Consider the following 23,312-nt stretch of genomic DNA (forward strand, 5'->3'; position numbering starts at 1 on the left):
ATCCAAAATCCAAAATTAAGTAAATCCAAAATTAAAAATCCAAAATCCAAAATAGATTATGGGTACTCGTTCTTATCGCCCTTATACCCCCAGCACTCGCCAAGTTACAATCTCTGACTTTGCGGAAATTACCAAAACCGAGCCAGAGAAATCCCTAACAACCTCGAAGCATCGCGCTAAAGGTCGGAATCATCACGGGCGGATTACTAGTCGTCGCCGGGGTGGCGGACACAAACAGCTTTATCGGATCATCGATTTTAAAAGGGATAAACTTAATATTCCTGCCAAAGTCGCAGCGATTGAATACGATCCTAACCGCAATGCCCGAATTGCCCTTTTGTATTACCAAGATGGCGAAAAACGGTACATTCTCCACCCCAACGGGTTGAAAGTTGGAACCATAATTATTGCTGGGCCTGAGGCTCCCTTTGAAGATGGTAATGCTTTACCGCTCTGGAAGATTCCCTTGGGTACTAGTGTTCACAACGTAGAACTGACTCCTGGTAAAGGTGGTCAAATGGTGCGTGCTGCTGGTGCTAGCGCCCAAGTCGTGGCAAAAGAAGGTAATTATGTAACTCTGAAGTTGCCTTCAGGAGAAGTCCGCTTGATTCGACGCGAGTCCTACGCCACCATTGGGCAAGTCGGCAACACGGATGCGAGAAACCTGAGTGCAGGTAAAGCCGGAAGAAATCGCTGGAAAGGTCGCCGTCCTAAGGTTAGAGGTAGCGTCATGAACCCAGTGGATCACCCACATGGTGGTGGTGAAGGTAGGGCACCTATCGGTAGATCGGGACCTGTAACACCTTGGGGTAAACCTACATTGGGTGCGAAGACACGCAATCGCAAGAAACTCAGCAGCAAATTGATTATACGTCGTCGCCGTAAGTCTTCTAAACGCGGTCGCGGTGGTCGTGAATCTTAAAGAGTTAGAAGTTATGAGTTATGAGTTATGAGTTGAATCTAACTTACTAATTCCTCACTCCTAACTCCTCACTCCTAATTCCTAAATCCTAAATCCAAAATAGAACTATGGGTCGTTCTCTAAAAAAAGGTCCTTTCGTTGCGGACCATCTCCTAAAGAAAATTGAAAAGCTCAACGACAACAATAGAAAAGAAGTTATTAAAACTTGGTCACGAGCTTCGACGATTTTACCCCTAATGGTAGGTCATACCATAGCTGTTCATAACGGACGCCAACACGTTCCAGTTTTTGTAAATGAACAGATGGTAGGTCATAAGTTGGGGGAATTTGCCCCGACACGCACCTACAGGGGTCATGGAAAAAGCGATAAAAAAGCAGGTAGGTAGTCATTAGTCATGAAGTCATTAGTCATTAGCTAAAGACAAGTGACAAATGACCAATGAGAAATGACAAAATTGGAGAAAATTATGGCTAATGATACTACTGAAGTAAAGGCGATCGCTCGTTTTATCCGCATCTCGGCCTACAAAGTGCGTCGCGTACTCGATCAAATCCGGGGGCGATCGTACCGAGAAGCGTTAATCATTCTGGAATTCATGCCCTATCGCGCTACTGAACCCATATTGAAGGTTCTCAGAAGCGCTGCTGCTAATGCCGAACACAACGCTGGATTAGATCGGACTCAACTCGTGATTACTCAAGCTTATGCCGATCAAGGACCGCCCTTGAAGCGCTTCCAGCCAAGGGCGCAAGGTCGAGCTTACCAAATTCGCAAGCCGACGTGTCATATTACTGTGGCTGTTGCAGCTGCCCCAGTAAAATAAGCTTTTTTTACACGAATAAATTGCGTCAAGTCAGAAATTTTAGAGGAAGCATTCGTGGGACAGAAAATTCATCCAGTTGGTTTTCGCCTGGGTATTACACATGAACATCAATCCCGTTGGTTTGCTGTTCCTGATCGCTATCCAGAACTTCTCCAAGAAGACTACAAACTCCGTCAATACATAGAACAAAAGCTGGGTAGACTGGCTCAAAACAACGCCGGAATTTCTGAGGTACGAATTGAGCGGAAAGCTGACCAAATCGACTTAGAAGTACGCACAGCTAGACCCGGTGTAGTAGTTGGACGTGGTGGGCAAGGCATCGAATCCTTACGTACCGGACTCCAAGGACTGTTGGGTAGTAATCGCCAAATTCGCATTAACGTAGTTGAAATCCAACGAGTTGATGCTGATGCCTACCTGATTGCGGAATACATTGCTCAACAATTGGAACGGCGGGTTTCCTTTCGGCGGGTAGTGCGACAATCGATTCAGCGTGCCCAACGCGCTGGTGTTCAAGGTATTAAAATCCAAGTCAGCGGTCGGCTCAACGGTGCAGAAATTGCCCGGACAGAGTGGACTCGTGAAGGGAGAGTACCTTTACATACCTTACGGGCTGACATTGACTACTCTTATTGCACGGCAAAAACTGTTTACGGCATTTTGGGTATCAAAGTATGGGTGTTTAAGGGAGAAATTATCCCTGGACAGGAAGCAATTCCTTTACCACCCGCAACTCGTGATCCACGCGATCGCGGCGATCGTGATCGTGAACCCCGTCGTCGTCAACAACAACGTCGTCGCCAGCAATTTGAAGACCGCTCAAATGAAGGATAAATCGTCATTAGTTATTAGTCATTAGTCATTAGTAAATGGCAGATGACAAATGACAAATGATCATTGACAAATGACAAGTGACAAACCATGTTAAGCCCTAGAAGAACTAAATTCCGCAAACAACAGCGCGGACGGATGGAGGGACTAGCCACCCGTGGCAGCACCCTGAACTTCGGTGATTTTGCACTCCAAGCGCAAGAACCTGCTTGGATTACCGCCCGGCAAATCGAGGCTTCGCGTCGGGCAATGACCCGTTATATTCGTCGGGGTGGACAAATCTGGATTCGGATTTTCCCTGATAAACCTGTAACCATGCGTCCTGCTGAAACCCGGATGGGTTCCGGTAAAGGTAATCCAGAGTATTGGGTAGCTGTAGTCAAACCAGGGCGAATTTTGTTTGAAATCGGTGGAGTAACTGAAGAAATCGCCCGTGAAGCGATGCGCTTGGCTTCATTTAAACTGCCCATAAAAACCAAGTTTATTGTGCGCCCTCAACCACAGGAGCAGGAGTAGCTTATGCCTCTTCCCAAAATGTCAGAAGCTAGAGAATTAAGTGACGAGAAACTCTCTGATGAAATTGTCGCCATCAAAAGACAACTATTTCAGTTGCGTTTGCAAAAAGCCACTAGACAACTAGAAAAGCCCCACCAGTTCCGACAAATCCGACACCGGTTAGCCCAATTGCTGACGCTAGAAACAGAACGCAAACGGGCTGCAAGTCAATCGGCTAAAGAAGAAAAGTAGGAGATTATGACAGTTAAAGAACGAGTTGGCTTGGTAGTGAGCGATAAAATGCAAAAAACTGTGGTAGTTGCCATAGAAAACCGCGCTCCTCACCCCAAGTACGGCAAGATTGTAGTTAACACTCAACGATATAAAGTTCACGACGAAGAAAATCAGTGTAAAGTAGGCGATCGCGTTCGTATTCAGGAAACTAGACCCCTGAGTAAAACCAAGCGCTGGAAAATCACAGAAGTCCTCAACGTCAAACCTACTTAAACCTCATCGTTGTTAGAAACTAACAACATTACAAGGGAGAATAATTGTGATTCAACCCCAGACTTACCTGAATGTCGCAGATAATAGCGGCGCCCGTAAACTAATGTGCATCCGCATCTTAGGTGGAGGCAACCGCCGTTATGGTTTTATCGGCGATAAAATTATCGCCGTTGTCAAAGATGCTACACCCAACATGGCTGTAAAAAAGTCCGATGTCGTGGAAGCAGTAATTGTCCGAACTCGGAAAGCTGTATCTCGTGACAGTGGCATGAGCATTCGCTTTGATGATAACGCGGCTGTGATCATCAACAAAGACGGTAATCCCAGAGGCACACGGGTTTTTGGCCCAGTTGCACGGGAACTGCGCGATAAAAACTTTACCAAAATTGTTTCACTGGCTCCGGAGGTGCTTTAATGGCAACCAAACAAGGTACGCCCAAAGTATTCCACAAAATGCACGTCAAAACTGGCGACACCGTACAAGTGATTGCTGGCAAAGACAAAGGAAAAGTTGGCGAAATTACTCAGGCACTTCCCCAACTGAGTAAAGTTATCGTCAAAGGTGTCAACATTAAAACCAAGCACGTCAAACCCCAGCAAGAAGGGGAATCAGGGCGGATTCTCACCCAGGAATTCCCGATTCATAGCTCCAACGTGATGCTTTATTCCACCAAGCAAAACGTTGCCAGTCGTGTCTGTTATACCTTTAACTCAGAAGGTAAAAAAGTCAGGAAACTCAAGAAAACTGGCGAGATTCTGGATAAATAGTCATTAGTCATTGGTCATTAGTCATTAGTCATTAGTAAAAAGACAAAGGACAAAGGACAAATAACAAAGGACAATAAAAGTTCCCTGACCAAGCCCAGGGATATCAGGACAAAAAAACTATGGCGACAACAAGACTAAAAACCTTATATCAAGAGACAATCGTCCCAAAACTGGTCAATCAGTTTCAATATAGCAACGTTCATCAAGTACCGAAGTTGGTAAAGGTTACGATTAACCGAGGTTTGGGTGAAGCGGCTCAAAATGCGAAGTCACTAGAGGCATCCATTAACGAAATTGCCGTGGTAACAGGTCAAAAACCAGTGGTGACACGGGCGAAAAAGGCGATCGCTGGCTTTAAGATTCGTCAGGGTATGCCTGTAGGGATCATGGTTACTCTGAGAGCCGAACGGATGTATGCCTTTTTTGACAGACTCGTTAGCCTATCACTGCCTAGAATTCGAGATTTTCGCGGCGTCAGCCCTAAAAGCTTTGACGGACGCGGTAACTACACTCTGGGTGTGAGAGAACAGCTAATTTTTCCAGAAGTCGAATACGACAGCATCGATCAAGTGCGTGGGATGGATATTTCCATCATCACCACAGCAAAAAACGACGAAGAGGGTCGCGCCTTACTTAAAGAATTAGGAATGCCCTTTCGCGATCAATAAGTTCATCAATAGAGGGAACGATGGCGGCTAACGACACAATTGCAGATATGCTGACGCGCATCCGCAATGCCAACCTGGCGCGGCATCAAACTACACAAGTGCCAGCTACAAAAATGACCCGGAGTATTGCCAAAGTACTACGGGAGGAAGGCTTTATTGCTGAAATTGAAGAAGCAGAAGAAGGGGTAAAACACAACCTAGTGATTTCCCTGAAATACAAGGGTAAAAACCGTCAGCCTCTGATCACCGCCTTAAAGCGAGTGAGTAAGCCTGGCTTGCGTGTTTACTCCAATAGAAAAGAATTACCAAGGGTACTAGGCGGCATTGGCATTGCCATTATTTCTACATCCAGTGGAATCATGACTGACCGCGAAGCGCGGCGTCAGAACTTGGGTGGGGAAGTGCTTTGTTACGTTTGGTAGTCATTGGTCATTAGTCATACCCTGCGGGAAGGCGAAGCGCCTATGTCATTAGTCATTAGTGAAAGGCAAAGGACAAAGGACAAAGGACAAATAACAAAGGACAAAAAGTCATGTCTCGTATTGGTAAACGTCCAATTACCATTCCCGCCAAAGTCCAAGTGGCGATCGATGGTGCGAATGTTGTGGTGAAAGGGCCGAAAGGAGAACTTTCTCGCACTCTCACAGCTAATGTCTCAGTCTCTCAAGAGGGAGAAATATTACACGTAACCCGTCGGGATGAAACTCGTACCTCAAAGCAGCTGCACGGCTTGAGCCGCACTTTAGTTGCCAACATGGTCGAGGGAGTTTCCCAAGGTTTTCAACGTCGGTTGGAAATTCAAGGTGTTGGTTACAGGGCACAACTTCAAGGGCGTAACCTAGTTTTAAATATGGGTTACAGCCATCAGGTGCAAATTGTTCCCCCAGATGGAATTCAGTTTGCAGTCGAAGGGACTACTAATGTCATTGTTAGCGGCTATGACAAAGAAATCGTCGGCAACACAGCCGCAAAAATTCGTGCCGTTCGTCCACCAGAACCTTACAAAGGTAAAGGCATTCGCTATGCCGGTGAAGTGGTCAGGCGGAAAGCTGGTAAGACTGGTAAGGGTGGTAAGAAGTAGAAATGAAACTTACTCGTAGAGAATCAAAAAACCGTCGTCATCGACGCGTTCGTGGCAAAGTTATTGGCTCACCGGAACGTCCGCGTTTAGCGGTATTTCGTTCTAATGAGCATATTTATGCCCAGATAATTGATGATACTCAACATCAAACTATAGTGGCAGCATCGACTGTAGAACCAGAGTTGAAATCTAGTTTAGCGTCATGTGCAAACCGCGACGCATCGGTGCAAGTTGGTAAGTTGATCGCAGTGCGATCGCTAGAAAAAGGCATCACCAAAGTAGTCTTTGATCGCGGTGGTAACTTATATCATGGTCGTGTCAAAGCTCTAGCTGATGCAGCACGAGAAGCTGGTTTAGATTTCTAAAGTCATTGGTCATTAGTCATTGGTCATTAGTCATTGGACAAATGACAAAAGACAAATGACAACTGACAAATGACAACTGACAAATGACATTAAGAGAGCATTGATTATGGCAACAGAGCGTAAAAGTAGAACAAAGCGTGCCAAAAAAGAAGAAACCACTTGGCAAGAACGGGTAATCCAAATCCGACGCGTGAGTAAAGTGGTCAAAGGTGGTAAAAAACTCAGCTTCCGAGCGATCGTTGTTGTCGGTAACGAACGTGGTCAAGTTGGTGTCGGAGTAGGAAAAGCCTCAGATGTAATTGGCGCCGTCAAAAAAGGCGTAGCCGACGGCAAAAAACACCTCATTGATATCCCAATCACCAAATCCAACTCCATCCCCCATCCCATTGATGGTGTCGGTGGCGGTGCAAAGGTGATTATGCGTCCAGCCTCACCTGGTACTGGGGTAATTGCGGGTGGTGCTGTGCGAACTGTGTTGGAATTGGCAGGAGTTCGTAACGTCTTAGCCAAGCAACTTGGCTCTAACAATCCGCTCAATAATGCTAGAGCCGCAGTCAATGCCTTATCTACACTGCGTACTCTTTCTGAGGTCGCCGAAGATCGCGGTATTCCTATTCAAAATCTCTACATCTAATTTAGTCATTAGTCATTAGTGAATAACAAAGGACAAATGACAAATGACAAACGACAAATGAGAACTTGATAACTTATGAGACTCCATGATATTAAGCCACAAAAAGGCTCAAAGAAACGTAAGAAGCGTGTAGGTAGAGGTATTTCTGCCGGTCAAGGTGCTAGTGCTGGTCTAGGTATGCGAGGTCAAAAAGCTCGCTCTGGTAGTGGTACTCGACCAGGTTTTGAAGGTGGTCAACAGCCATTGTACCGCCGCTTGCCTAAGCTGAAGGGCTTTCCGATTGTGAATCAGAAGATTTACACTACGATTAATGTAGAGAAGCTAGCGTCCCTTCCCGCTAATACAGAAGTAACTTTGATTTCCTTGAAAGCCGCAGGTATCCTGACTGCTGTCAAGGGGCCATTGAAAATTTTAGGTAACGGGGAATTGAGCACTCCGCTCAAAGTACAAGCGGCAGCTTTCACAGGTACAGCTCGTAGCAAAATTGAGGCAGCTGGGGGGAGTTGTGAAGTCTTATGAGTGAGCCGGAACAGCGCACTTAAATGCAAGCCAACTCGCTGTCAGCGCCGAGTTCACTATAAAGGTAGCACTCTATGATCAGTCGAGATAAAGCCCCAACGGCTCAAGAAACTTTTATGCAGATGGCACAAGCAGCCGGGCTGAGAGGTAGGCTGCTTGTCACTGTCGGTATTTTAATTTTGGTTCGCCTGGGCATCTTCTTGCCCATACCAGGAATTAATCGAGAACGGTTTCACGAAGCCATATCGGGAAATAATTCCGTATTCGGTTTATTGGATATATTTTCAGGACGCGGACTTTCAACTTTGGGCGTTTTTGCTTTAGGGATTTTACCCTTCATTAATGCCTCTATTATTATCCAATTGCTCACCGCCGCGATTCCATCTTTAGAAAATTTACAGAAAAATGAAGGCGAAGCGGGTCGGCGAAAAATATCGCAAATTACCCGCTATGTAACTGTATGTTGGGCAATTATTCAAAGTACAGCTTTCTCGGCATTATTCCTCCAGCAATTTGCCTTAAGCCCAGGCCCAATCTTTGTAGCTGAAACTGCGATCGCTCTGACAGCTGGTTCTATGTTCGTAATGTGGGCATCAGAACTAATTACAGAACGTGGGATTGGAAATGGAGCATCATTGTTGATTTTTGTCAACATTGTCGCCTCATTACCAAAAGCTTTGGGCGATACTATCGACTTGGTGCAAGTCGGCGGTCGAGAAACAGTGGGTCGCGTGATCGTATTGATCTTAGTTTTCCTGGCAACCATTGTTGGGATTGTGGTTGTACAGGAAGGAATGCGCCGCATCCCGATTATTTCGGCTCGTCGCCAAGTCGGTCGTCGAGTTTTGGCAGAGCAACGTAGCTTTTTACCCTTGCGGCTAAATCAAGGCGGGGTAATGCCAATTATTTTTGCCGCGGCCATCCTCAGTTTGCCACTGCTGATCGCCAATTTTACTAAAAATACCGAATTGGCGAATATAGTTAACACTTATCTCAGTCCAAGCGGTTCTAGCTCGTGGGTCTATGCCTTGGTCTACATGATTTCGATCATTTTCTTCAGCTACTTCTATTCTTCGTTGATTCTCAACCCGGTAGATGTGGCGCAGAACTTGAAAAAAATGGGTTCTAGTATTCCTGGCATTCGTCCGGGTAAGGCGACTAGTGAGTACATCGAACGCGTGTCGAACCGACTCACCTTTTTGGGGGCGATGTTTTTAGGCTTGGTTGCGATTATCCCAACCGGTGTGGAAAGTGCTTTAGGAGTACCTACCTTTAAGGGACTGGGTGCTACCTCTTTGTTAATTCTAGTTGGTGTGGCGATTGATACGGCAAGACAAATCCAAACTTACGTGATATCTCAGCGCTATGAAGGAATGGTGAAACAATAGTGACGCGACTAATCTTCTTGGGACCACCTGGAGCTGGTAAAGGAACACAAGCTCAAACCTTGGCTGAACACTTGAATATTCCCCATATTTCTACTGGTGAAATATTAAGACAAGCCATGAAAGAGCAAACTCTTTTGGGAATCAAAGCTCAAAACTATGTAAATAGCGGTGAGTTAGTACCCGATCAGCTAGTGCAGGACTTGGTACAGGAGCGCCTCAGCCAACCAGATGCAGAAAATGGTTGGATTCTTGATGGTTTTCCCCGCAAAGTGACGCAAGCGACTTTTTTAGAAGAATTGCTGGAAACAATACATCAGAGTGGCGAAAAGGTAGTCAATCTAGATGCACCAGATGAAGTTGTGATCGCACGTTTGCTAGCTAGAGGACGAAAAGATGATGCCGAAGAGGTGATTCGTCGTCGGTTAGAAGTGTACCGCGCTGAAACTGCACCCTTAATTGATTATTACGGCGATCGCCAAAAACTTTTAACAGTAAATGGCAATCAGTCCCAAGAAGAAGTCACTGGCGAACTGCAAAAGGTAATCGTTTCCTGAAAAGTAGGGGGAGTAGGGAGTGGGGAGTGGGGAGTAGAGAATTCACCACTGACTACTCCCCACTCCCCAATTACCACCTAGCAAGAAGTAGAGCGATTTTAGCTAAGATATATTAATAAACTGTTGATATATTTATTAAAATGTGTTTCTTTGCAGATAAAGTGCTGCAACTGAACATGAAATTGTTGAGTTGAGGAAAAAACAAATTGTCTAAACAAGATTTGATTGAAATGGAAGGCACGGTTACAGAGTCCTTGCCCAATGCGATGTTTCGCGTTGACTTGGACAATGGCTTTAATGTGCTGGCACACATTTCCGGTAAGATTCGCCGAAATTATATCAAGATTTTGCCCGGCGATCGCGTCAAGGTGGAGTTAACTCCTTACGACTTGACAAAAGGCAGAATTACCTATCGCTTGCGTAAGAAGTAACTATATGTAGAGAATCTTACCATAAAACCATTTTTTTGACTGTTTCATAGTCAATTAAGTTGATTAATTTCTCTAGAAATGCTATAATTTTATATTTGGAGTCAAAGAATAAAAGGGATGAAAGTTAGAGCCTCAGTCAAGAAAATTTGTGAAAAGTGCAACGTGATCAAACGTCGTGGTCGCGTCATGGTGATCTGCGTGAACCCCAAGCACAAACAACGTCAAGGCTAACGCTCTTACCAATAGAGCCAGTTGTAACACGCAGATGATCATTAAAACGAAAAGACGCGATTAATCACGTTTTTCCAACCAACAGTAATTGCGAGAACAATAGGGAGAGTTCATTGTGGCACGTATTGCCGGAGTAGACCTTCCACGCGATAAGCGCGTCGAGATCGGTCTGACTTACATCTACGGAATTGGGTTATCACGCTCTCAAGAAATTATAGCGGCTACTGGTGTGAACCCAGACATCCGCGTTAAGGACTTAAGTGATACCGATGTGACAGCCCTGCGAGGGGAAATAGAAAGCAACTATCAAGTTGAAGGCGACTTGCGGCGCTGGGAGTCTTTGAACATCAAGCGCCTAGTTGACATTGGTACCTACAGAGGGCGTCGTCATCGTATGGGCTTACCAGTCAGAGGACAAAGAACTCGCACAAATGCCAGAACCCGTCGAGGGAGAAGGCAGACAGTGGCTGGGAAGAAGAAGGCTCCAGGGAAATAATTTTGCAACGCTTGCTAATCCGAGCAAGTTTTACCTTAAATCAACTAAACAAGTATGGCGAGACAACCAACTAAAAAATCCGGGAGCAAGAAGCAGAAACGGAATGTACCCAGTGGGATGGCCTACATCCAGTCTACTTTCAACAATAGCATTGTCACCATTACCGATCAAAATGGAGATGTCATCTCCTGGGCTAGTGCTGGTTCTAGCGGTTTTAAGGGAGCAAAAAAGGGAACTCCCTTTGCAGCGCAAACCGCTGCTGAAAGTGCAGCCCGTCGAGCTATTGATCAAGGAATGCGCCAAATTGAGGTAATGGTCAGTGGTCCAGGAGCAGGTAGAGAAACCGCTATCCGGGCACTTCAAGGAGCAGGACTGGAAATTACACTAATTCGGGATATTACTCCGATTCCTCACAATGGTTGTCGTCCACCCAAGCGCCGTCGAGTTTAAACACCAAGACTTGGGCAGTGAGGACGAAAAGTTACAACCAGCAATGACCGCTTGGGCGTCTAACGTGCAAACTGTCATTGGGTGAAAGCTTGGGCGAGCAGAAGCGTGTCAGATTTTCCCGCCGGGAAAGCTGTTAAACTTCCGGCTATCCAAAATATTATTAATCAATTTTGGATTTTAGATTTGCGATTTTAGATTGATCCCGACTATAAGGGTGCAGGGCTTCGTGGGTTTTAAGTTGATGATTTAAGATTTGTTCTGCCTACAAGAGGTGGAGCATAGACCAAAGAAGCACTATCTAAAATCCAAAATCCAAAATCGAAAATTGGCAATCAATTCGGGAGGCAATTGATTTGTCTGCTAGCAGCACCTTAGAAAAAGGGAGGCTCATCCGTGGCGCAGTTTCAAATTGAATGTGTAGAGTCGAATACCGAAGAAAGTCGGAACCATTACAGTAAATTTGTTCTGGAACCTCTAGATCGCGGTCAAGGAACAACTGTTGGCAACGCATTGCGGCGGGTTTTACTGTCTAATCTAGAAGGTACAGCAGTTACAGCAGTGCGAATTGCAGGTGTCTCACATGAGTTCGCCACAGTTCCGGGCGTGCGGGAAGATGTGCTGGAAATCCTCATGAAAATGAAGGAAGTTATCCTGAAAAACTATTCTTCGCAGCCCCAGATTGGTAGATTACTCGTTAGCGGCCCAACAACAATCACTGCGGCACATTTTGATTTGCCCAGTGAAGTAGAAGTGATCGATCCGACCCAGTATGTAGCCACCATCGCTGAGGGTGGAAAGCTGGAAATGGAATTTCGGATCGAGAAAGGCAAAGGCTATCGCACCGTTGAGCGAGGACGTGAGGAAGCCACATCGTTGGATTTTCTCCAAATCGATTCAATATTTATGCCGGTGCGAAAAGTCAACTACAGTGTTGAAGAATCTCGTGGGGAAGACTTGATTCCAAAAGACCGACTCCTGTTGGAAGTTTGGACAAATGGCAGTATTTCCCCTCAAGAAGCACTATCTTCGGCCGCTGCGATCTTGGTAGATTTATTCAACCCGTTGAAAGACATCTCCCTCGAACCAACAGATACGGGTTCTGATATTCCAGACGACCCAACTGCCCAGATACCCATCGAAGAGTTGCAACTTTCTGTGCGGGCATATAACTGTCTCAAACGGGCACAAGTTAACTCTGTGGCAGATTTGTTGGATTATACCCAAGAAGACCTCTTAGAAATTAAGAACTTTGGGCAGAAGTCAGCAGAAGAAGTTGTGGAAGCTTTGCAGCGACGCTTGGGCATCACCCTGCCAATGGAAAGAGGCTCTAAACACCCTTAAAAAAAACCGTTCATAATTCATAGTGCATAATTATGCGTCACCGTTGTCGCGTCAAAAAACTCAGTAAACCAGCCGATCAACGCCGTGCTTTACTGCGATCGCTCGCCACCGAGCTGATCCGTCATGGTAAAATCACCACCACTTTAATTAGAGCGAAGGTTCTGCGAAGTGAAGTGGAAAAAATGATTACCCTAGCCAAAAATGGCTCCTTGTCAGCACGCCGCGAAGCCCTTGGCTATATTTTCGACAAACAACTGGTTCACGCTCTATTTGAGCAAGCTCCGACTCGATATGGCGATCGCCAGGGCGGTTATACCCGCATTCTGCGTACCGTACCGCGTCGGGGTGATAATGCCAAAATGGCCATAATTGAATTGGTTTAAGTCATTAGTCATTGGTCATTAGTCATTAGTGAATAACAAAGGACAAATGACAAAGGACAAAATCTGTATGTTAGAAAGCCACCAGCCTACACAAACTCATCGAGTAGCCCTGGTTATCCAATACCTGGGCACTCATTTTCATGGCTGGCAACGGCAAAAAAAACAGCGGACAGTCCAAGAAGAAATCGAAACAGCGATCGCTACTATTGTTGGGCATCATGTGACACTACACGGTGCCGGACGAACTGATTCTGGAGTTCACGCTGCTGCTCAAGTCGCCCATTTTGAAGCAACAGGTTTAATTCCGCCTCACAAGTGGGCAACAATCCTCAATAGCTATCTGCCGTCAGATATATTAATCAGGGCTTCAGCTAGTGTAGATAACCGTTGGCACGCTCGCTTTAGTGCAGCCTATCGACGGTATCGCTACACAATATATACTGAAGATCGACTTAACTTGTTTGTAAGACCCTTCAGTTGGCATTATTATTATGCACCCCTGGATGAATCTTTAATTCAAGCTGCCCTGGAACCTCTGTTGGGAAAGCATCACTTAGCTGCTTTTCACCGTGCAGGCTCAAAGCGATCGCATTCCTGGGTAGAGGTGCAAGCAGCAGAGTGTCGTCGCAGTGGGCCATTTATCCATATTGAAATACAGGCAGATGGATTTTTGTATGGCATGGTACGGCTATTGGTAGGGATGCTAGTACAAGTAGGTTCTGGACAACGGACACTTTCTAGCTTCACCGAACTCTGGAAAGAACAACGTCGGGAAGAAGTGAAATACGCCGCACCGCCCCAAGGTTTGTGCTTGTTGCGAGTCGGCTATCCAGATTTTCCTTTTCCCAAAGAGATTTGGTACGACACCTTGCCAAAGTTCGTCACTAGTCAAGAGTCATTAGTCATTGGTTCTTAATAACGACAAATGACAAAGGACAAATGACTAATGACAAATTAAAAATGACAAAGGACAAATGACAAATGACAACGAGTAAAACATACCTTCCTTCTCAAGCATCCCTTGAGCATGAGTGGTACATAGTAGATGCCACCGATCAACGCCTCGGTCGCCTCGCCAGCGAAATCGCCCAGATTTTGAGAGGCAAAAAGAAACCCGAATATACACCCCACCTAGATACAGGTGACTTCGTAATCGTCATCAATGCCGAGAAAGTCGCAGTTACAGGCAAAAAGCGCACTCAAAAGCTTTACCGTCGCCATTCTGGTCGTCCCGGTGGGATGAAAACGGAAACTTTCGCTAAATTGCAACAGCGCATACCAGAGCGGATTTTAGAACAGGCTGTTAAAGGTATGCTACCTAAAAATAGCCTGGGCAAGCAGTTGTTCACCAAGCTGAAAGTCTACGCTGGTCCGACGCATCCCCATGATGCTCAACAACCTAAAGAACTACAAATTAGTACAATTCCTGGAGAAGAAAATTAATGGTAGTAGCAGACGCCAATAGCGGTCGCGCCGTATACTGGGGTACTGGTCGTCGTAAGAACGCAGTAGCAAGGGTACGCTTGGTTCCAGGCACTGGTCAACTGACTGTAAACGGTAAAGATGGAAATTTGTATTTCCAATTTAACCCCAACTACCTGGGAGTGATCAAAGCACCCCTGGAAACTCTGGGACTAGAAAACGAATATGACATTTTGGTGAAAGCAGAAGGCGGCGGCTTGACCGGACAGGCTGATTCTGTTCGTTTGGGAGTTGCTCGTGCTTTGTGCCAACTAGACCCAGACAACCGCCCACCTTTGAAAACCGAAGGTTATTTGACTCGCGATCCCAGGGCAAAAGAGCGGAAGAAATATGGTTTACATAAAGCCCGGAAAGCACCTCAGTATTCTAAGCGTTAGGGTATGGGGCATTGGGCATGGAGCATGGGGCATTGATCAATAAATAACCAATAGTTATTCTTTTCCTGCTTCCTCGTCTCCCCACTGCCCACTTCCTAGCCCCAATTGAAACCTGAAAATTATACGAAACCACAAACCACTTGGTAAGCGTAAAACTCAGTCCCTTTAGGGCTGAGGTACGATTCGTGGGACTTTAGGAAGAGTCACTTGTGATATAATCATATTGTCAAGGTGTAACTCCTTTAGCATTGTGAAACAGTTAAGACACACTTTCAGCTAAGAATTTAGGGGCAAAGAGCCAACGAAAACTCTTAAAACAGTTAGGGTAATAACAAAGTACCCAAATACAGAGAAAACAAATATTTTTGATCAAAAAGTAGGGCGGGGCACGCTCGAACTCTAGGTTCATATATCCTAGTACGCTTGAGAAGATAGACTCTCTGGGATTCAATAAATTAGGCTCGTTGATTGGTGCTATGGTACGGTCAAAAAGTTTAAGTATTGCCGTAAGGATATTGGGTTTTAAAGTCCGTCGTTGAGCCAAGAATCTCAGTGTCTTTAGACTTGAGAGTGTCAAAATTTATATAGATTCATCCCACAAAAAACAATGGCTAAATCTGATATTCACCCCAAGTGGTATCCAGACGCTAAAGTTTACTGCAACGGTCAAGTTGTTATGACCATTGGCTCTACTAAGCCAGAATTGCACGTAGATGTTTGGTCTGGAAATCACCCATTTTACACCGGCACTCAGAAGATTATTGACACTGAAGGTCGAGTAGAGCGCTTCCTCCGCAAGTACGGTATGAGCAGCACTCAAACATCTGGCGACGAAGAAAACAAAAAGTAGCGAGTTGGCTCTGCTGTTAACGACGGCCCTGCATCAGCTGGGTCGATTTTCATTTATATGCTCGAGCCAATTTGTTATTTTTTAAGGAGCGATCGCACTGGTCATGGCTGAATCATACTTACTGGACAAACTAAAATCCGTTGAACAAACTTTTAATGAATTAACACGGCGTCTTGGCGACCCCGATACCGCTAGCAACCCTGATGAATATCAAGAAATTGCTAAGTCTCGTTCTTCTTTGGAAGAGGTAGTTGATACCTATGAAATTTGGAAAACAGCCCAAGAAGACTTGATCGGAGCGCGTCAGGTTCACAAAGAATCTGCGAGTGACCCAGAGTTGCAAGAAATGGCAACACTGGAAGTAAAGGAACTTGAGGCAAAAATAGAATATTTAGAGACTCGCTTGAAAGTCTTGCTGCTACCACGCGACCCCAATGATGAAAAGAATATCATGTTGGAAATTCGCGCTGGCACTGGTGGCGATGAAGCAAGTATTTGGGCTGGCGATTTGATGCAGATGTACACCCGCTACGCCCAGACTCAAGGTTGGAAAGTTTCTCTAGTGAGCGAATCTCGAGGAGAAATGGGTGGCTGGAAAGAGGTCATTCTAGAAATTAAAGGTAATGACGTTTACAGCCAGTTAAAGTTTGAAGCTGGAGTGCATCGTGTGCAGCGCGTGCCGGCAACGGAATCTGGGGGACGGGTTCATACTTCCACAGCTACCGTGGCGATTATGCCAGAGGTGGATGAAGTGGAAATTCACATTGACCCGAAAGATATTGAAATGACTACAGCTCGTTCTGGCGGTGCTGGTGGGCAAAACGTTAACAAGGTGGAAACAGCCGCCGACTTGATGCACAAACCGACAGGGATTCGGATTTTCTGTACAGAAGAACGCAGCCAGTTGCAGAACAAAGAACGGGCGATGCAAATTCTGCGGGCGAAGTTGTATGAGATCAAGTTACGCGAACAACAAGAAGTTGTAACTTCCATGCGGCGATCGCAGGTTGGTACTGGATCGCGATCGGAAAAAATTCGCACCTACAATTATAAAGATAACCGCGCTACTGACCATCGCTTAGGTCAGAATTATTCCCTTAACCCTGTTTTGGAAGGCGATTTAGAGACACTTATCCAATCTTGCATATCTCTAGACCAGCAAGAACGTCTCGCGGAGTTAGCGACTTCTGCCGCTAACTAATTTTTGCTGTTAAAAATACTGTAAAACCACTTGTAGCGCCGTTACTTTTAACACACACAGGTGGTTTTCTAATATCGCGTGGAGTGCATCTTCCATTTCACGGGGATAATGGTAATAGGCAAATTCGTACTTCATAACGTAATTTAGCCTCGCCCATTCCTTCAAGGTTTGACAGGTATAAATTAGCTTTTGGGCTTCTTCTTGCCAACGCGCAAAAATCCGGTAGCTAAAAAAGCTGCTGCATATATTGCCTTTTGCATCCCAGTAGGAAATACACACTTGATGCTTCAGACTGTGGATTTTTTTGATTTGCTTCACATCGTAGCCTTTGGCTTTCAGGGCTTCTTTTGCCTCAGTGTTTGAAATATACCACTGTTCTGGTTTAATTTTATTAGTGGCTATAAGATTTCGACCCTTGCGGCGATATTGATTAGTTTTGCGTGGCTTGCCAAACATGATGCACCCTTTATATCGTCGGCATTACTACCAATAACGTGATTGAAATTTTTATATCAATATTGCAAGTTTCATTGCAGTATTACAATAATCATTTTAAATTACCATTAACAATGAAGCTTGTCAAGCTCAAACTTTACTTTTAGGATTTCCTCACTAAACTTGTAAATACAGTTGGCTAGCTATATAAGCAGTGAACATCGAAAGCAGAGAAAAACTGATTGAAATCATCAAGCTAGCTCGTGGTTCAATGAGCCAGCGAGCGTTTGGCAAGCTTTTGGGAGTTTCTGCTACTGCTGTTCAGTTGTGGGAAAAGGGTGTGAATGTGCCAGATACGGAATATTTAGCAAAAATCGCAGCGAGAGCGGGTTACACACTCCAGGAGTTACTTAGCTGTCTGGATGGCAAGCCAATTGCTGAAACTTCAGATTTGAGTGTCATTCTGAGACAAATCCAGCATATGCCTCTGGGACAAGTGGCTCAAATTGTGCAAGCTGCGGCAGATCGATTGGCGGCTGTGGCTGAAGCATCTGGGGATGAAGTAAAAGCAAGTTGAATATTAAAATAATTCGTAATTCGTAATTCGTAATTCGTAATTCGTAATTCGTAATTCGTAATTCGTAATTCGTAATCAAGTTTGGTAACAGGGATTGAGCGCAAAATCGGAGCAAACTAGCTCGTGGTTTCTTGCTGTGAAGATTCAACTCTATGGATATGGACAAACCTTTTTTGTATGACGAGGATTTCTATGGCTGGACACAGCAGCAGGCTAAAGCGTTAGAGCAGAGGCTAGTTATGGAACTAGATTGGCAACACCTGCAAGAGGAAATTCAAGCTTTGGGCAGACAGGAGTATCGGGAACTCGTAAGTCGTCTGAGTGTATTACTCGGCCATCTCTTGAAGTGGGAGTATCAACCCGAACAGCGCTCTCGCAGTTGGTTTTTAACAATTCGGGAACAGCGTCGCGCCATCCGCAGGCATTTGCGACAGAACCCTAGCTTAAAGTCTCGAATAGAAGAAGCTTTGTTAGATGGCTTTGAAGCAGGAGTTGATTTGGCGCTACGAGAAACTAACTTACGATTACGAACTTTTCCAGAGCGTTGCCTTTATTTATTTGATGATGCGGTCGCAGACAATTTTCTGTGCGATACTCGTCAAGACTGGGAAGGATAATTCCTGCCATTTTTCTTACGCTTATTTGTGATTTTTAGACACGTTATATTTGTCAATAAGTAATAGAAACTAGCTTTTCAAAATCTTGTAAATCACAGCTTTGCTGTTTTTTAATATCTTGAACGTATATATTGTAGTAAAGGTTGTTGTCTTGAAATTTGAAGAAAGAGCCTACTATAGGTAACTGCTCACGTTTCAGTCTGAAAACTATTCTGTTAAGTTTATATTTTCCATATTTATTAACAAGATAAATAAAGCTATCAAAATTTCCATTTACAGCTTTTTCAAATTCTAGTATGTCTTTCTCTAACTTATTAGAACTTTGCAAGATTAAAGGTGGTATATCTTTAAGACTATTGAGATTATTACTCGTAAATACTGCATCTTTTTTCGTATATGCAATAATTTCATGGTAATTATATAAAATACCAATTTCTGAACAAGATGTTTTTAGGTATCTTTGAATCTGTTTCTCATGATTCCGTAAGTTTTCTTCTTCTCGCTTCACTTCTACGATCATTATAGGTGGACAATATGGTTTAAAATATTCATTTTTCACAGTTTTATATAATTCTATATCATGATTATCGGATTCTATTTTTATATCAATTTCATTTGGAAATAGTCCACTTTCCTTTACCAAGAAGTAGATGAATAATTGCCTAACTTTTTCTTCTGGTCGTCCATCAATAAAAATTTCTCTCCCTCTAATTAAACACTTTGTATATTCTGTATAGTTTCTATTGTATATATTTAGTTTTCTGGATATTTCTTCACTTAAGCTAGTCATAATTAGTATTAATTTAGTTAATAACTGGTTTTAGGGACGCAATTTTATTGCATCCCGCTGTATTTATCATGCAATTTAAAATTGCTGGATGCCTATTTTTCTCCGAAAAAGCTTAATACTTTAGTAACTAATTCTGCCCAATACTGTCCTGCTTTAATCTCTAAAAATATATTTAAGCTTTGCTCAGTTTCAAGTTTGTGCTTCAAGGTCTGACATACATTATCTACATATTTTTCACCTTGAGGTCTTTCCCTACCCTTTTCCTTAATTAGAGCCGTCCAGAATTCAGAATCTTCGCTTTGAGGTGATAATTTTCTTATAGCTTCATATTGAATTTCTACGCCTACTTCACTTATAAAAGTGTCATAAAATGAGTTAAATTGTATGACTAACTCAGGGATAAATGTTTTTAAAGATTCATTTGCAGATATAAGCTCATTAAGAATACTTTCTAATTCCTGTTTTGCTTGTTTGGTAAACTTCTTCAACATTTCATCTTCATTTATTCCCTCGGCAATAACCCTCATATCGTAATATATATCTATATTCCTTGGCTCATAGTAACCGAAGTTTCTATGGATAGCATGTTTAGTATTCCATGCCCGATAAACGTTACGATAGTATTCAACATATTTATCAACAAATTCTTTATAAACAAAATTAGGTACTCTTTTATTTAAAAACCGTAAATCTTTTATCTTATGAATGGCATTTTCAATTGCTTTGATTTCTGATATCGTCAAAGCATCACCATTTTTTATTCTCGTAAAGCTTTCTTGAATATTATTTATTTCATCCAATAAAATATTTCTTCTACGTTCTACTACACCCGCTATACCTTCGATAAAGTCATCTTTATCTGCCTGTATATTTTCTTCGCTGTATATATCATTAGGATAGTATCTCAAAGCATCATAGAATAAGATATTTTCTATCAAGAAATCTAAGTTCAAATTCTGGAATGTAGCTTTAATCTCATCTGTTTTGATTTGAATTCCTCTATCATAATCTCCATCACATTCATTCACTTTTTCAGGTTCATCTTTATGAGGTAATACCAAAGTTACGAATCTATGATGAAAATCTTTGGATTTAGATGTAAGGTGATAACCTATTAATTTACTGATATTAGCTTCAGGAGCCGCAGCGAAGGGAGTTACAAAGAGACAGATAGTATCCTGATTTTCAATATATTTCTGCAAGTCTTGACGAATTGGGTTCTCATCAAGTCCTTTGGTATCAACGACTGAATCGAATTGAGACAAGTTTGAGCCAGATAAAACATCATAGCTTACATAAAGATATATTTTTCTCGGAATAGCAAATTCCTTTAACTCAGCAGTATTGATCGCAGCAAAGGTGTTTTTTATCCATTGTTGCTCATTTTTTTGATTATCAAATTCAATCTTATTCGTAGTTCTAGATTCCAGATTGGCATTATTTAAAGCAAGCTTTTTAAATTTATTCAAAATAAGCTTTTTAAATTCATCTAATTCCAACCTATCAAGTTCTTCCCTAGATTTCAAATTTGCATTATTCAAAGCAAGGTTTCTAAATTCATCTAATTCCAATTTATCAAATTCTTCCTTGGCTGGATCAATGGTTTCACTTTTCTTTTTATTCTCAACATAAATTGTTTTATAGCGTAACTTCATTCCTATAATATTCCTAATAGCTCTTTCAATTTCTTTAGAAATAATTATTCTCTCCTCTGGTTGAGGATTCTCTTTGTTTGCAATATATTCGCAGAATTCAACAATAAGATTTTCCATTTCATCAACTGTATAAGGCTCTATCTCTATGTAAGTTTTTTCAGATGCTTTGATAATTACTTCACATATAGTAGTTCTACCTGCTCCCGTTGACAGCAACTCTTTTGTTCCGGTTACATTTTCAGTTTTACTACCACTATTATTGGAACCTGTGAAGTCACTTATTAAGTTAAAAAGATGGCAGATAGCCGTCGTTTTTCCTTGACCGATAGTACCTATAAAAGCAATTTTATATTTTTCTATACTAAGAATTTTTTCTATTTCATCTAATCGCTCTAACTTGGATTTCAGGTTATTGATGCAAATATAATTAGGTACATTAATATCAGAATTGCGTGAAATTTTATTTATTTCCTTGTTCAAATCTTGTTTCAAGGATGCAATCTCTTCTTGCCACGTTATTGTCAACATACTGTTTACCCCATTTCCATGCTTACTTACTTGATATTTACAGTATGCCCATTATGGTTGAATATCTAACAAAAGCCTCATAACACCACCAAACCCCCTCTGGGAACCCTTTAGTCACTTGGTGATGAACAAGGCGAAAGGCGATCGCTAATTTTGGTTGAGTTCGAGATTCTGGTAGAAATACATAACGACTACACAAGCGTAGGCATAGCCTTTTCGCAGGTAAGTCGGCGTAGGTGGACTTACGTATAGATCCCGTGGTTAAGGCTTTGTATGTAAGCTAGTGATTTCCAGTCTAAGGACAATTTGCCAAAGTGAGATGCTTGCAAATAACCTCTGCTTCTATGGAGAAATTGCAGTTACTTGATCAATTGAAATTCTTAGATATCTCACCAAAATATAACCACTGGCGGGTAATGAGTAAGTGGTTTTAAAATAGTGAAATCTGAAAATATTTATGGGTGCAGCTATGTCGCTACGCAACGAACCTTTAGATTGGCAAGTTGAATCAAATGATCCTTATATACCAGTTTACCATCAAGGTGATTTAGTGGGATTTTTTAAACCAGATTATGCCAGTGAAGTTATTAAGTTTTTAAATGAGCAAGTAGTTTTAAAGAAAGCCTTAAAAATGGCTTGTACTGATTTAATTAAAAAAATGGGCGGCGATACGGATAAAGTCAATTATTTAATGGGCAAATATATAATAAATAGTGAGCGTCCGAAGCATGGAACTAGAGCGATCGCTATTTTACTTAGTGATCGGCAAAAAGAACTTGACTTGAGTAATCAGGAGTTTGCTAAATTCTGCGATAGCTTTAAATTATCCCCCGATGAACTGAATAATATTTATGCTGGAGAAGCATTTGATGATAGTTTGTTAGCGCCCATATCACGTATATTAGGGATTGCAAAAGAGCGGTTGTTGGAAGTGCGCGATGGTTCTGAAGAAGAAACTAACATATAAACAGCAAATCCAAATATTCAAGTGATATAAACTTGTGAAAACAGACATCATCTTTTATCGCCTGTTTCAAGAATTCCCTGATATCTTCTTTGAACTTATTGGTAATCCTCCAGAATCAGCTAGCCTTTATCAATTTTCATCAGTTGAAATCAAACAAACAGCCTTCAGAATAGATGGTGTGTTTCTATCGACACAAGGAAGCGAGAACCTAATTTACTTTGTTGAAATGCAATTTCAAGCCGATGGGGAAATTTATTCACGGTTAATTGCAGAAATATGTTTATACCTCCGTCAGAATCAACCGTTAAATGACTGGGGTGCTGTGGTTTTATACCCAAACAGGAATGTAGATACAGGCAATATCAAACATTACCGTGAGTTTTTCACAAGTGGGCGCGTCAGGCGCATTTATTTGGATGAATTAGGTGAAGGTGCATCGCTTCCAATTGGCATTGCAACTGCTAAATTAGTAATTGCAACCGACGATATCGCAATTGTCCAAGCAAGGGAGTTGATAGATAGAACCAAGTCAGAGATAAACTCACCACCAAAACAGCAACAATTATTATAATTTATAGAGACTATTTTGGCTTACAAGTTTCCCACAATGAGTAGGGAGGAGATGGAGGAAATGTTTGGATTAAGCGAGTTAAAGCAAACCAGATTTTATCAGGAAGCCTTTCAGGAAGGCATTGAACAAGGTGAGGTTAAAGGGAAACTAAAAGCAGTACCAGCAATGTTGGCAGCAGGGTTGACTGTAGAACAAGTAGCAGAGGTGTTAGATTTGAGTGTCGAAGAAGTCAAACAAGTAACACAAAGTCAGCCTTGAGATAGATGTGGTAAATTTTCTCCGTGACTCAAGCTAAATTTTGTTTGCGACTCCCCAGACTTGATCACGACGAATTTATAGTTAATTTTTGTTAATATTAGAAGCGGTGTTAGTAC

The 23,312-nt window shown here is 42.7% G+C and carries 34 protein-coding genes and 1 pseudogene; 32 read left to right on the top strand and 3 right to left on the bottom strand.

What is annotated here, in order from left to right; translation table 11 throughout:
* Nucleotides 1–58: 58 nt before the first annotated feature.
* The 28 genes from rplB (at nucleotide 59) to prfA (ending at nucleotide 16,798) form a co-directional block, all read left to right on the top strand.
* Nucleotides 59–922, top strand: a complete 864-nt coding sequence (gene rplB / locus V7K15_RS09695; protein WP_334905178.1) for a 50S ribosomal protein L2 — start codon at nucleotides 59–61, stop codon at nucleotides 920–922.
* 107 nt (nucleotides 923–1,029) lie between these two features.
* Entirely contained in the window at nucleotides 1,030–1,308 is a 279-nt protein-coding gene (gene rpsS, locus V7K15_RS09700) for a 30S ribosomal protein S19 (protein ID WP_012410721.1), read from the top strand.
* 81 nt (nucleotides 1,309–1,389) lie between these two features.
* The gene (rplV, locus tag V7K15_RS09705) at nucleotides 1,390–1,746 is read left to right on the top strand and encodes a 50S ribosomal protein L22 (protein ID WP_334905180.1); all 357 of its coding nucleotides are present in this window, start codon (nucleotides 1,390–1,392) and stop codon (nucleotides 1,744–1,746) included.
* A gap of 54 nt (nucleotides 1,747–1,800) precedes the next feature.
* Nucleotides 1,801–2,580 carry a 30S ribosomal protein S3 gene (rpsC, locus tag V7K15_RS09710; RefSeq protein ID WP_334905182.1) on the top strand — a complete coding sequence of 260 codons (780 nt, stop codon included), beginning with the start codon at nucleotides 1,801–1,803 and terminating at the stop codon, nucleotides 2,578–2,580.
* A gap of 87 nt (nucleotides 2,581–2,667) precedes the next feature.
* Complete coding sequence (gene rplP / locus V7K15_RS09715; RefSeq protein ID WP_334905184.1) at nucleotides 2,668–3,093, top strand: 50S ribosomal protein L16; 426 nt, start codon at nucleotides 2,668–2,670, stop codon at nucleotides 3,091–3,093.
* 3 nt (nucleotides 3,094–3,096) lie between these two features.
* Nucleotides 3,097–3,324, top strand: a complete 228-nt coding sequence (gene rpmC, locus V7K15_RS09720; protein ID WP_334905186.1) for a 50S ribosomal protein L29 — start codon at nucleotides 3,097–3,099, stop codon at nucleotides 3,322–3,324.
* A 6-nt stretch (nucleotides 3,325–3,330) separates the two neighbouring features.
* Nucleotides 3,331–3,579, top strand: coding sequence for a 30S ribosomal protein S17 (gene rpsQ, locus V7K15_RS09725; protein ID WP_292799315.1), 249 nt, complete (start codon nucleotides 3,331–3,333; stop codon nucleotides 3,577–3,579).
* Nucleotides 3,580–3,625: 46 nt separating this feature from the next.
* Nucleotides 3,626–3,994, top strand: a complete 369-nt coding sequence (rplN, locus tag V7K15_RS09730) for a 50S ribosomal protein L14 (RefSeq protein WP_069070772.1) — start codon at nucleotides 3,626–3,628, stop codon at nucleotides 3,992–3,994.
* The gene (rplX, locus tag V7K15_RS09735) at nucleotides 3,994–4,347 is read left to right on the top strand and encodes a 50S ribosomal protein L24 (protein ID WP_334905188.1); all 354 of its coding nucleotides are present in this window, start codon (nucleotides 3,994–3,996) and stop codon (nucleotides 4,345–4,347) included. The genes rplN and rplX overlap by 1 nt, the downstream gene beginning before the upstream one ends.
* 119 nt (nucleotides 4,348–4,466) lie before the next feature.
* Complete coding sequence (gene rplE, locus V7K15_RS09740; RefSeq protein ID WP_334905190.1) at nucleotides 4,467–5,015, top strand: 50S ribosomal protein L5; 549 nt, start codon at nucleotides 4,467–4,469, stop codon at nucleotides 5,013–5,015.
* A gap of 20 nt (nucleotides 5,016–5,035) precedes the next feature.
* Nucleotides 5,036–5,437, top strand: a complete 402-nt coding sequence (gene rpsH / locus V7K15_RS09745) for a 30S ribosomal protein S8 (RefSeq protein WP_012410712.1) — start codon at nucleotides 5,036–5,038, stop codon at nucleotides 5,435–5,437.
* 110 nt (nucleotides 5,438–5,547) lie between these two features.
* A complete protein-coding gene (rplF, locus tag V7K15_RS09750) occupies nucleotides 5,548–6,096 on the top strand; it encodes a 50S ribosomal protein L6 (RefSeq protein ID WP_292759691.1) in 549 nt (182 codons plus the stop codon).
* A gap of 2 nt (nucleotides 6,097–6,098) precedes the next feature.
* The gene (gene rplR / locus V7K15_RS09755) at nucleotides 6,099–6,461 is read left to right on the top strand and encodes a 50S ribosomal protein L18 (RefSeq protein ID WP_099101131.1); all 363 of its coding nucleotides are present in this window, start codon (nucleotides 6,099–6,101) and stop codon (nucleotides 6,459–6,461) included.
* Between the two features lie 106 nt (nucleotides 6,462–6,567).
* Nucleotides 6,568–7,095, top strand: a complete 528-nt coding sequence (gene rpsE, locus V7K15_RS09760; RefSeq protein WP_094328453.1) for a 30S ribosomal protein S5 — start codon at nucleotides 6,568–6,570, stop codon at nucleotides 7,093–7,095.
* A 75-nt stretch (nucleotides 7,096–7,170) separates the two neighbouring features.
* A complete protein-coding gene (gene rplO / locus V7K15_RS09765) occupies nucleotides 7,171–7,614 on the top strand; it encodes a 50S ribosomal protein L15 (protein ID WP_292799326.1) in 444 nt (147 codons plus the stop codon).
* A 74-nt stretch (nucleotides 7,615–7,688) separates the two neighbouring features.
* Nucleotides 7,689–9,002 (top strand): preprotein translocase subunit SecY, encoded by a 1,314-nt coding sequence (gene secY, locus V7K15_RS09770; protein WP_334905192.1) that lies wholly within the window; start codon nucleotides 7,689–7,691, stop codon nucleotides 9,000–9,002.
* Complete coding sequence (locus tag V7K15_RS09775) at nucleotides 9,002–9,556, top strand: adenylate kinase (RefSeq protein ID WP_334905194.1); 555 nt, start codon at nucleotides 9,002–9,004, stop codon at nucleotides 9,554–9,556. The genes secY and V7K15_RS09775 overlap by 1 nt, the downstream gene beginning before the upstream one ends.
* A 206-nt stretch (nucleotides 9,557–9,762) precedes the next feature.
* A complete protein-coding gene (gene infA, locus V7K15_RS09780; RefSeq protein WP_006276978.1) occupies nucleotides 9,763–9,987 on the top strand; it encodes a translation initiation factor IF-1 in 225 nt (74 codons plus the stop codon).
* A gap of 117 nt (nucleotides 9,988–10,104) precedes the next feature.
* Nucleotides 10,105–10,218: a 50S ribosomal protein L36 gene (gene rpmJ / locus V7K15_RS09785; protein ID WP_015129703.1), complete on the top strand. Its 114-nt coding sequence runs from the start codon at nucleotides 10,105–10,107 to the stop codon at nucleotides 10,216–10,218.
* Between the two features lie 115 nt (nucleotides 10,219–10,333).
* Nucleotides 10,334–10,714 (top strand): 30S ribosomal protein S13, encoded by a 381-nt coding sequence (gene rpsM / locus V7K15_RS09790; RefSeq protein ID WP_334905196.1) that lies wholly within the window; start codon nucleotides 10,334–10,336, stop codon nucleotides 10,712–10,714.
* Between the two features lie 54 nt (nucleotides 10,715–10,768).
* Entirely contained in the window at nucleotides 10,769–11,164 is a 396-nt protein-coding gene (gene rpsK / locus V7K15_RS09795; RefSeq protein WP_012410703.1) for a 30S ribosomal protein S11, read from the top strand.
* Between the two features lie 393 nt (nucleotides 11,165–11,557).
* Complete coding sequence (locus V7K15_RS09800) at nucleotides 11,558–12,505, top strand: DNA-directed RNA polymerase subunit alpha (RefSeq protein ID WP_334905198.1); 948 nt, start codon at nucleotides 11,558–11,560, stop codon at nucleotides 12,503–12,505.
* A gap of 32 nt (nucleotides 12,506–12,537) precedes the next feature.
* On the top strand, nucleotides 12,538–12,888 hold the full coding sequence (gene rplQ / locus V7K15_RS09805; protein WP_094349105.1) for a 50S ribosomal protein L17: 351 nt from the start codon (nucleotides 12,538–12,540) through the stop codon (nucleotides 12,886–12,888).
* 67 nt (nucleotides 12,889–12,955) lie between these two features.
* Entirely contained in the window at nucleotides 12,956–13,804 is an 849-nt protein-coding gene (gene truA, locus V7K15_RS09810) for a tRNA pseudouridine(38-40) synthase TruA (RefSeq protein ID WP_334905254.1), read from the top strand.
* 65 nt (nucleotides 13,805–13,869) lie between these two features.
* Nucleotides 13,870–14,331 carry a 50S ribosomal protein L13 gene (gene rplM, locus V7K15_RS09815; protein WP_292799340.1) on the top strand — a complete coding sequence of 154 codons (462 nt, stop codon included), beginning with the start codon at nucleotides 13,870–13,872 and terminating at the stop codon, nucleotides 14,329–14,331.
* On the top strand, nucleotides 14,331–14,747 hold the full coding sequence (rpsI, locus tag V7K15_RS09820) for a 30S ribosomal protein S9 (RefSeq protein WP_012410698.1): 417 nt from the start codon (nucleotides 14,331–14,333) through the stop codon (nucleotides 14,745–14,747). The genes rplM and rpsI overlap by 1 nt, the downstream gene beginning before the upstream one ends.
* Before the next feature lie 607 nt (nucleotides 14,748–15,354).
* Nucleotides 15,355–15,597 carry a 50S ribosomal protein L31 gene (rpmE, locus tag V7K15_RS09825; protein WP_292799343.1) on the top strand — a complete coding sequence of 81 codons (243 nt, stop codon included), beginning with the start codon at nucleotides 15,355–15,357 and terminating at the stop codon, nucleotides 15,595–15,597.
* A gap of 103 nt (nucleotides 15,598–15,700) precedes the next feature.
* On the top strand, nucleotides 15,701–16,798 hold the full coding sequence (prfA, locus tag V7K15_RS09830) for a peptide chain release factor 1 (protein WP_334905200.1): 1,098 nt from the start codon (nucleotides 15,701–15,703) through the stop codon (nucleotides 16,796–16,798).
* Nucleotides 16,799–16,807: 9 nt separating this feature from the next.
* Here prfA and V7K15_RS09835 read toward each other — a convergent pair whose 3' ends face one another.
* A complete protein-coding gene (locus tag V7K15_RS09835) occupies nucleotides 16,808–17,254 on the bottom strand; it encodes a hypothetical protein (protein ID WP_334905202.1) in 447 nt (148 codons plus the stop codon).
* Nucleotides 17,255–17,447: 193 nt separating this feature from the next.
* On the opposite strand from V7K15_RS09835, the gene V7K15_RS09840 reads away from it, so the two are divergent.
* Both V7K15_RS09840 and V7K15_RS09845 read left to right on the top strand, forming a co-directional pair.
* Nucleotides 17,448–17,810, top strand: a complete 363-nt coding sequence (locus tag V7K15_RS09840) for a helix-turn-helix domain-containing protein (protein WP_334905204.1) — start codon at nucleotides 17,448–17,450, stop codon at nucleotides 17,808–17,810.
* Nucleotides 17,811–17,968: 158 nt separating this feature from the next.
* A complete protein-coding gene (locus tag V7K15_RS09845) occupies nucleotides 17,969–18,427 on the top strand; it encodes a DUF29 domain-containing protein (protein ID WP_334905256.1) in 459 nt (152 codons plus the stop codon).
* 52 nt (nucleotides 18,428–18,479) lie between these two features.
* On the opposite strand, the gene V7K15_RS09850 is transcribed toward V7K15_RS09845, so the two are convergent.
* Both V7K15_RS09850 and V7K15_RS09855 read right to left on the bottom strand, forming a co-directional pair.
* On the bottom strand, nucleotides 18,480–19,217 hold the full coding sequence (locus V7K15_RS09850; RefSeq protein ID WP_334905206.1) for a type I restriction enzyme HsdR N-terminal domain-containing protein: 738 nt from the start codon (nucleotides 19,215–19,217) through the stop codon (nucleotides 18,480–18,482).
* A gap of 92 nt (nucleotides 19,218–19,309) precedes the next feature.
* Nucleotides 19,310–21,400 (bottom strand): hypothetical protein, encoded by a 2,091-nt coding sequence (locus tag V7K15_RS09855; RefSeq protein ID WP_334905208.1) that lies wholly within the window; start codon nucleotides 21,398–21,400, stop codon nucleotides 19,310–19,312.
* A 457-nt stretch (nucleotides 21,401–21,857) separates the two neighbouring features.
* Here V7K15_RS09855 and V7K15_RS09860 point away from each other — a divergent pair, with 457 nt between their 5' ends.
* Together V7K15_RS09860 and V7K15_RS09865 are read left to right on the top strand one after the other, a co-directional pair.
* Nucleotides 21,858–22,367 carry a hypothetical protein gene (locus V7K15_RS09860; RefSeq protein WP_334905210.1) on the top strand — a complete coding sequence of 170 codons (510 nt, stop codon included), beginning with the start codon at nucleotides 21,858–21,860 and terminating at the stop codon, nucleotides 22,365–22,367.
* Nucleotides 22,368–22,401: 34 nt separating this feature from the next.
* A pseudogene (locus V7K15_RS09865) lies at nucleotides 22,402–23,196 on the top strand (Rpn family recombination-promoting nuclease/putative transposase).
* Nucleotides 23,197–23,312: the final 116 nt, after the last annotated feature.

This window comes from Nostoc sp. (genome assembly GCF_036919815.1).
GTDB lineage: Bacteria > Cyanobacteriota > Cyanobacteriia > Cyanobacteriales > Nostocaceae > Nostoc.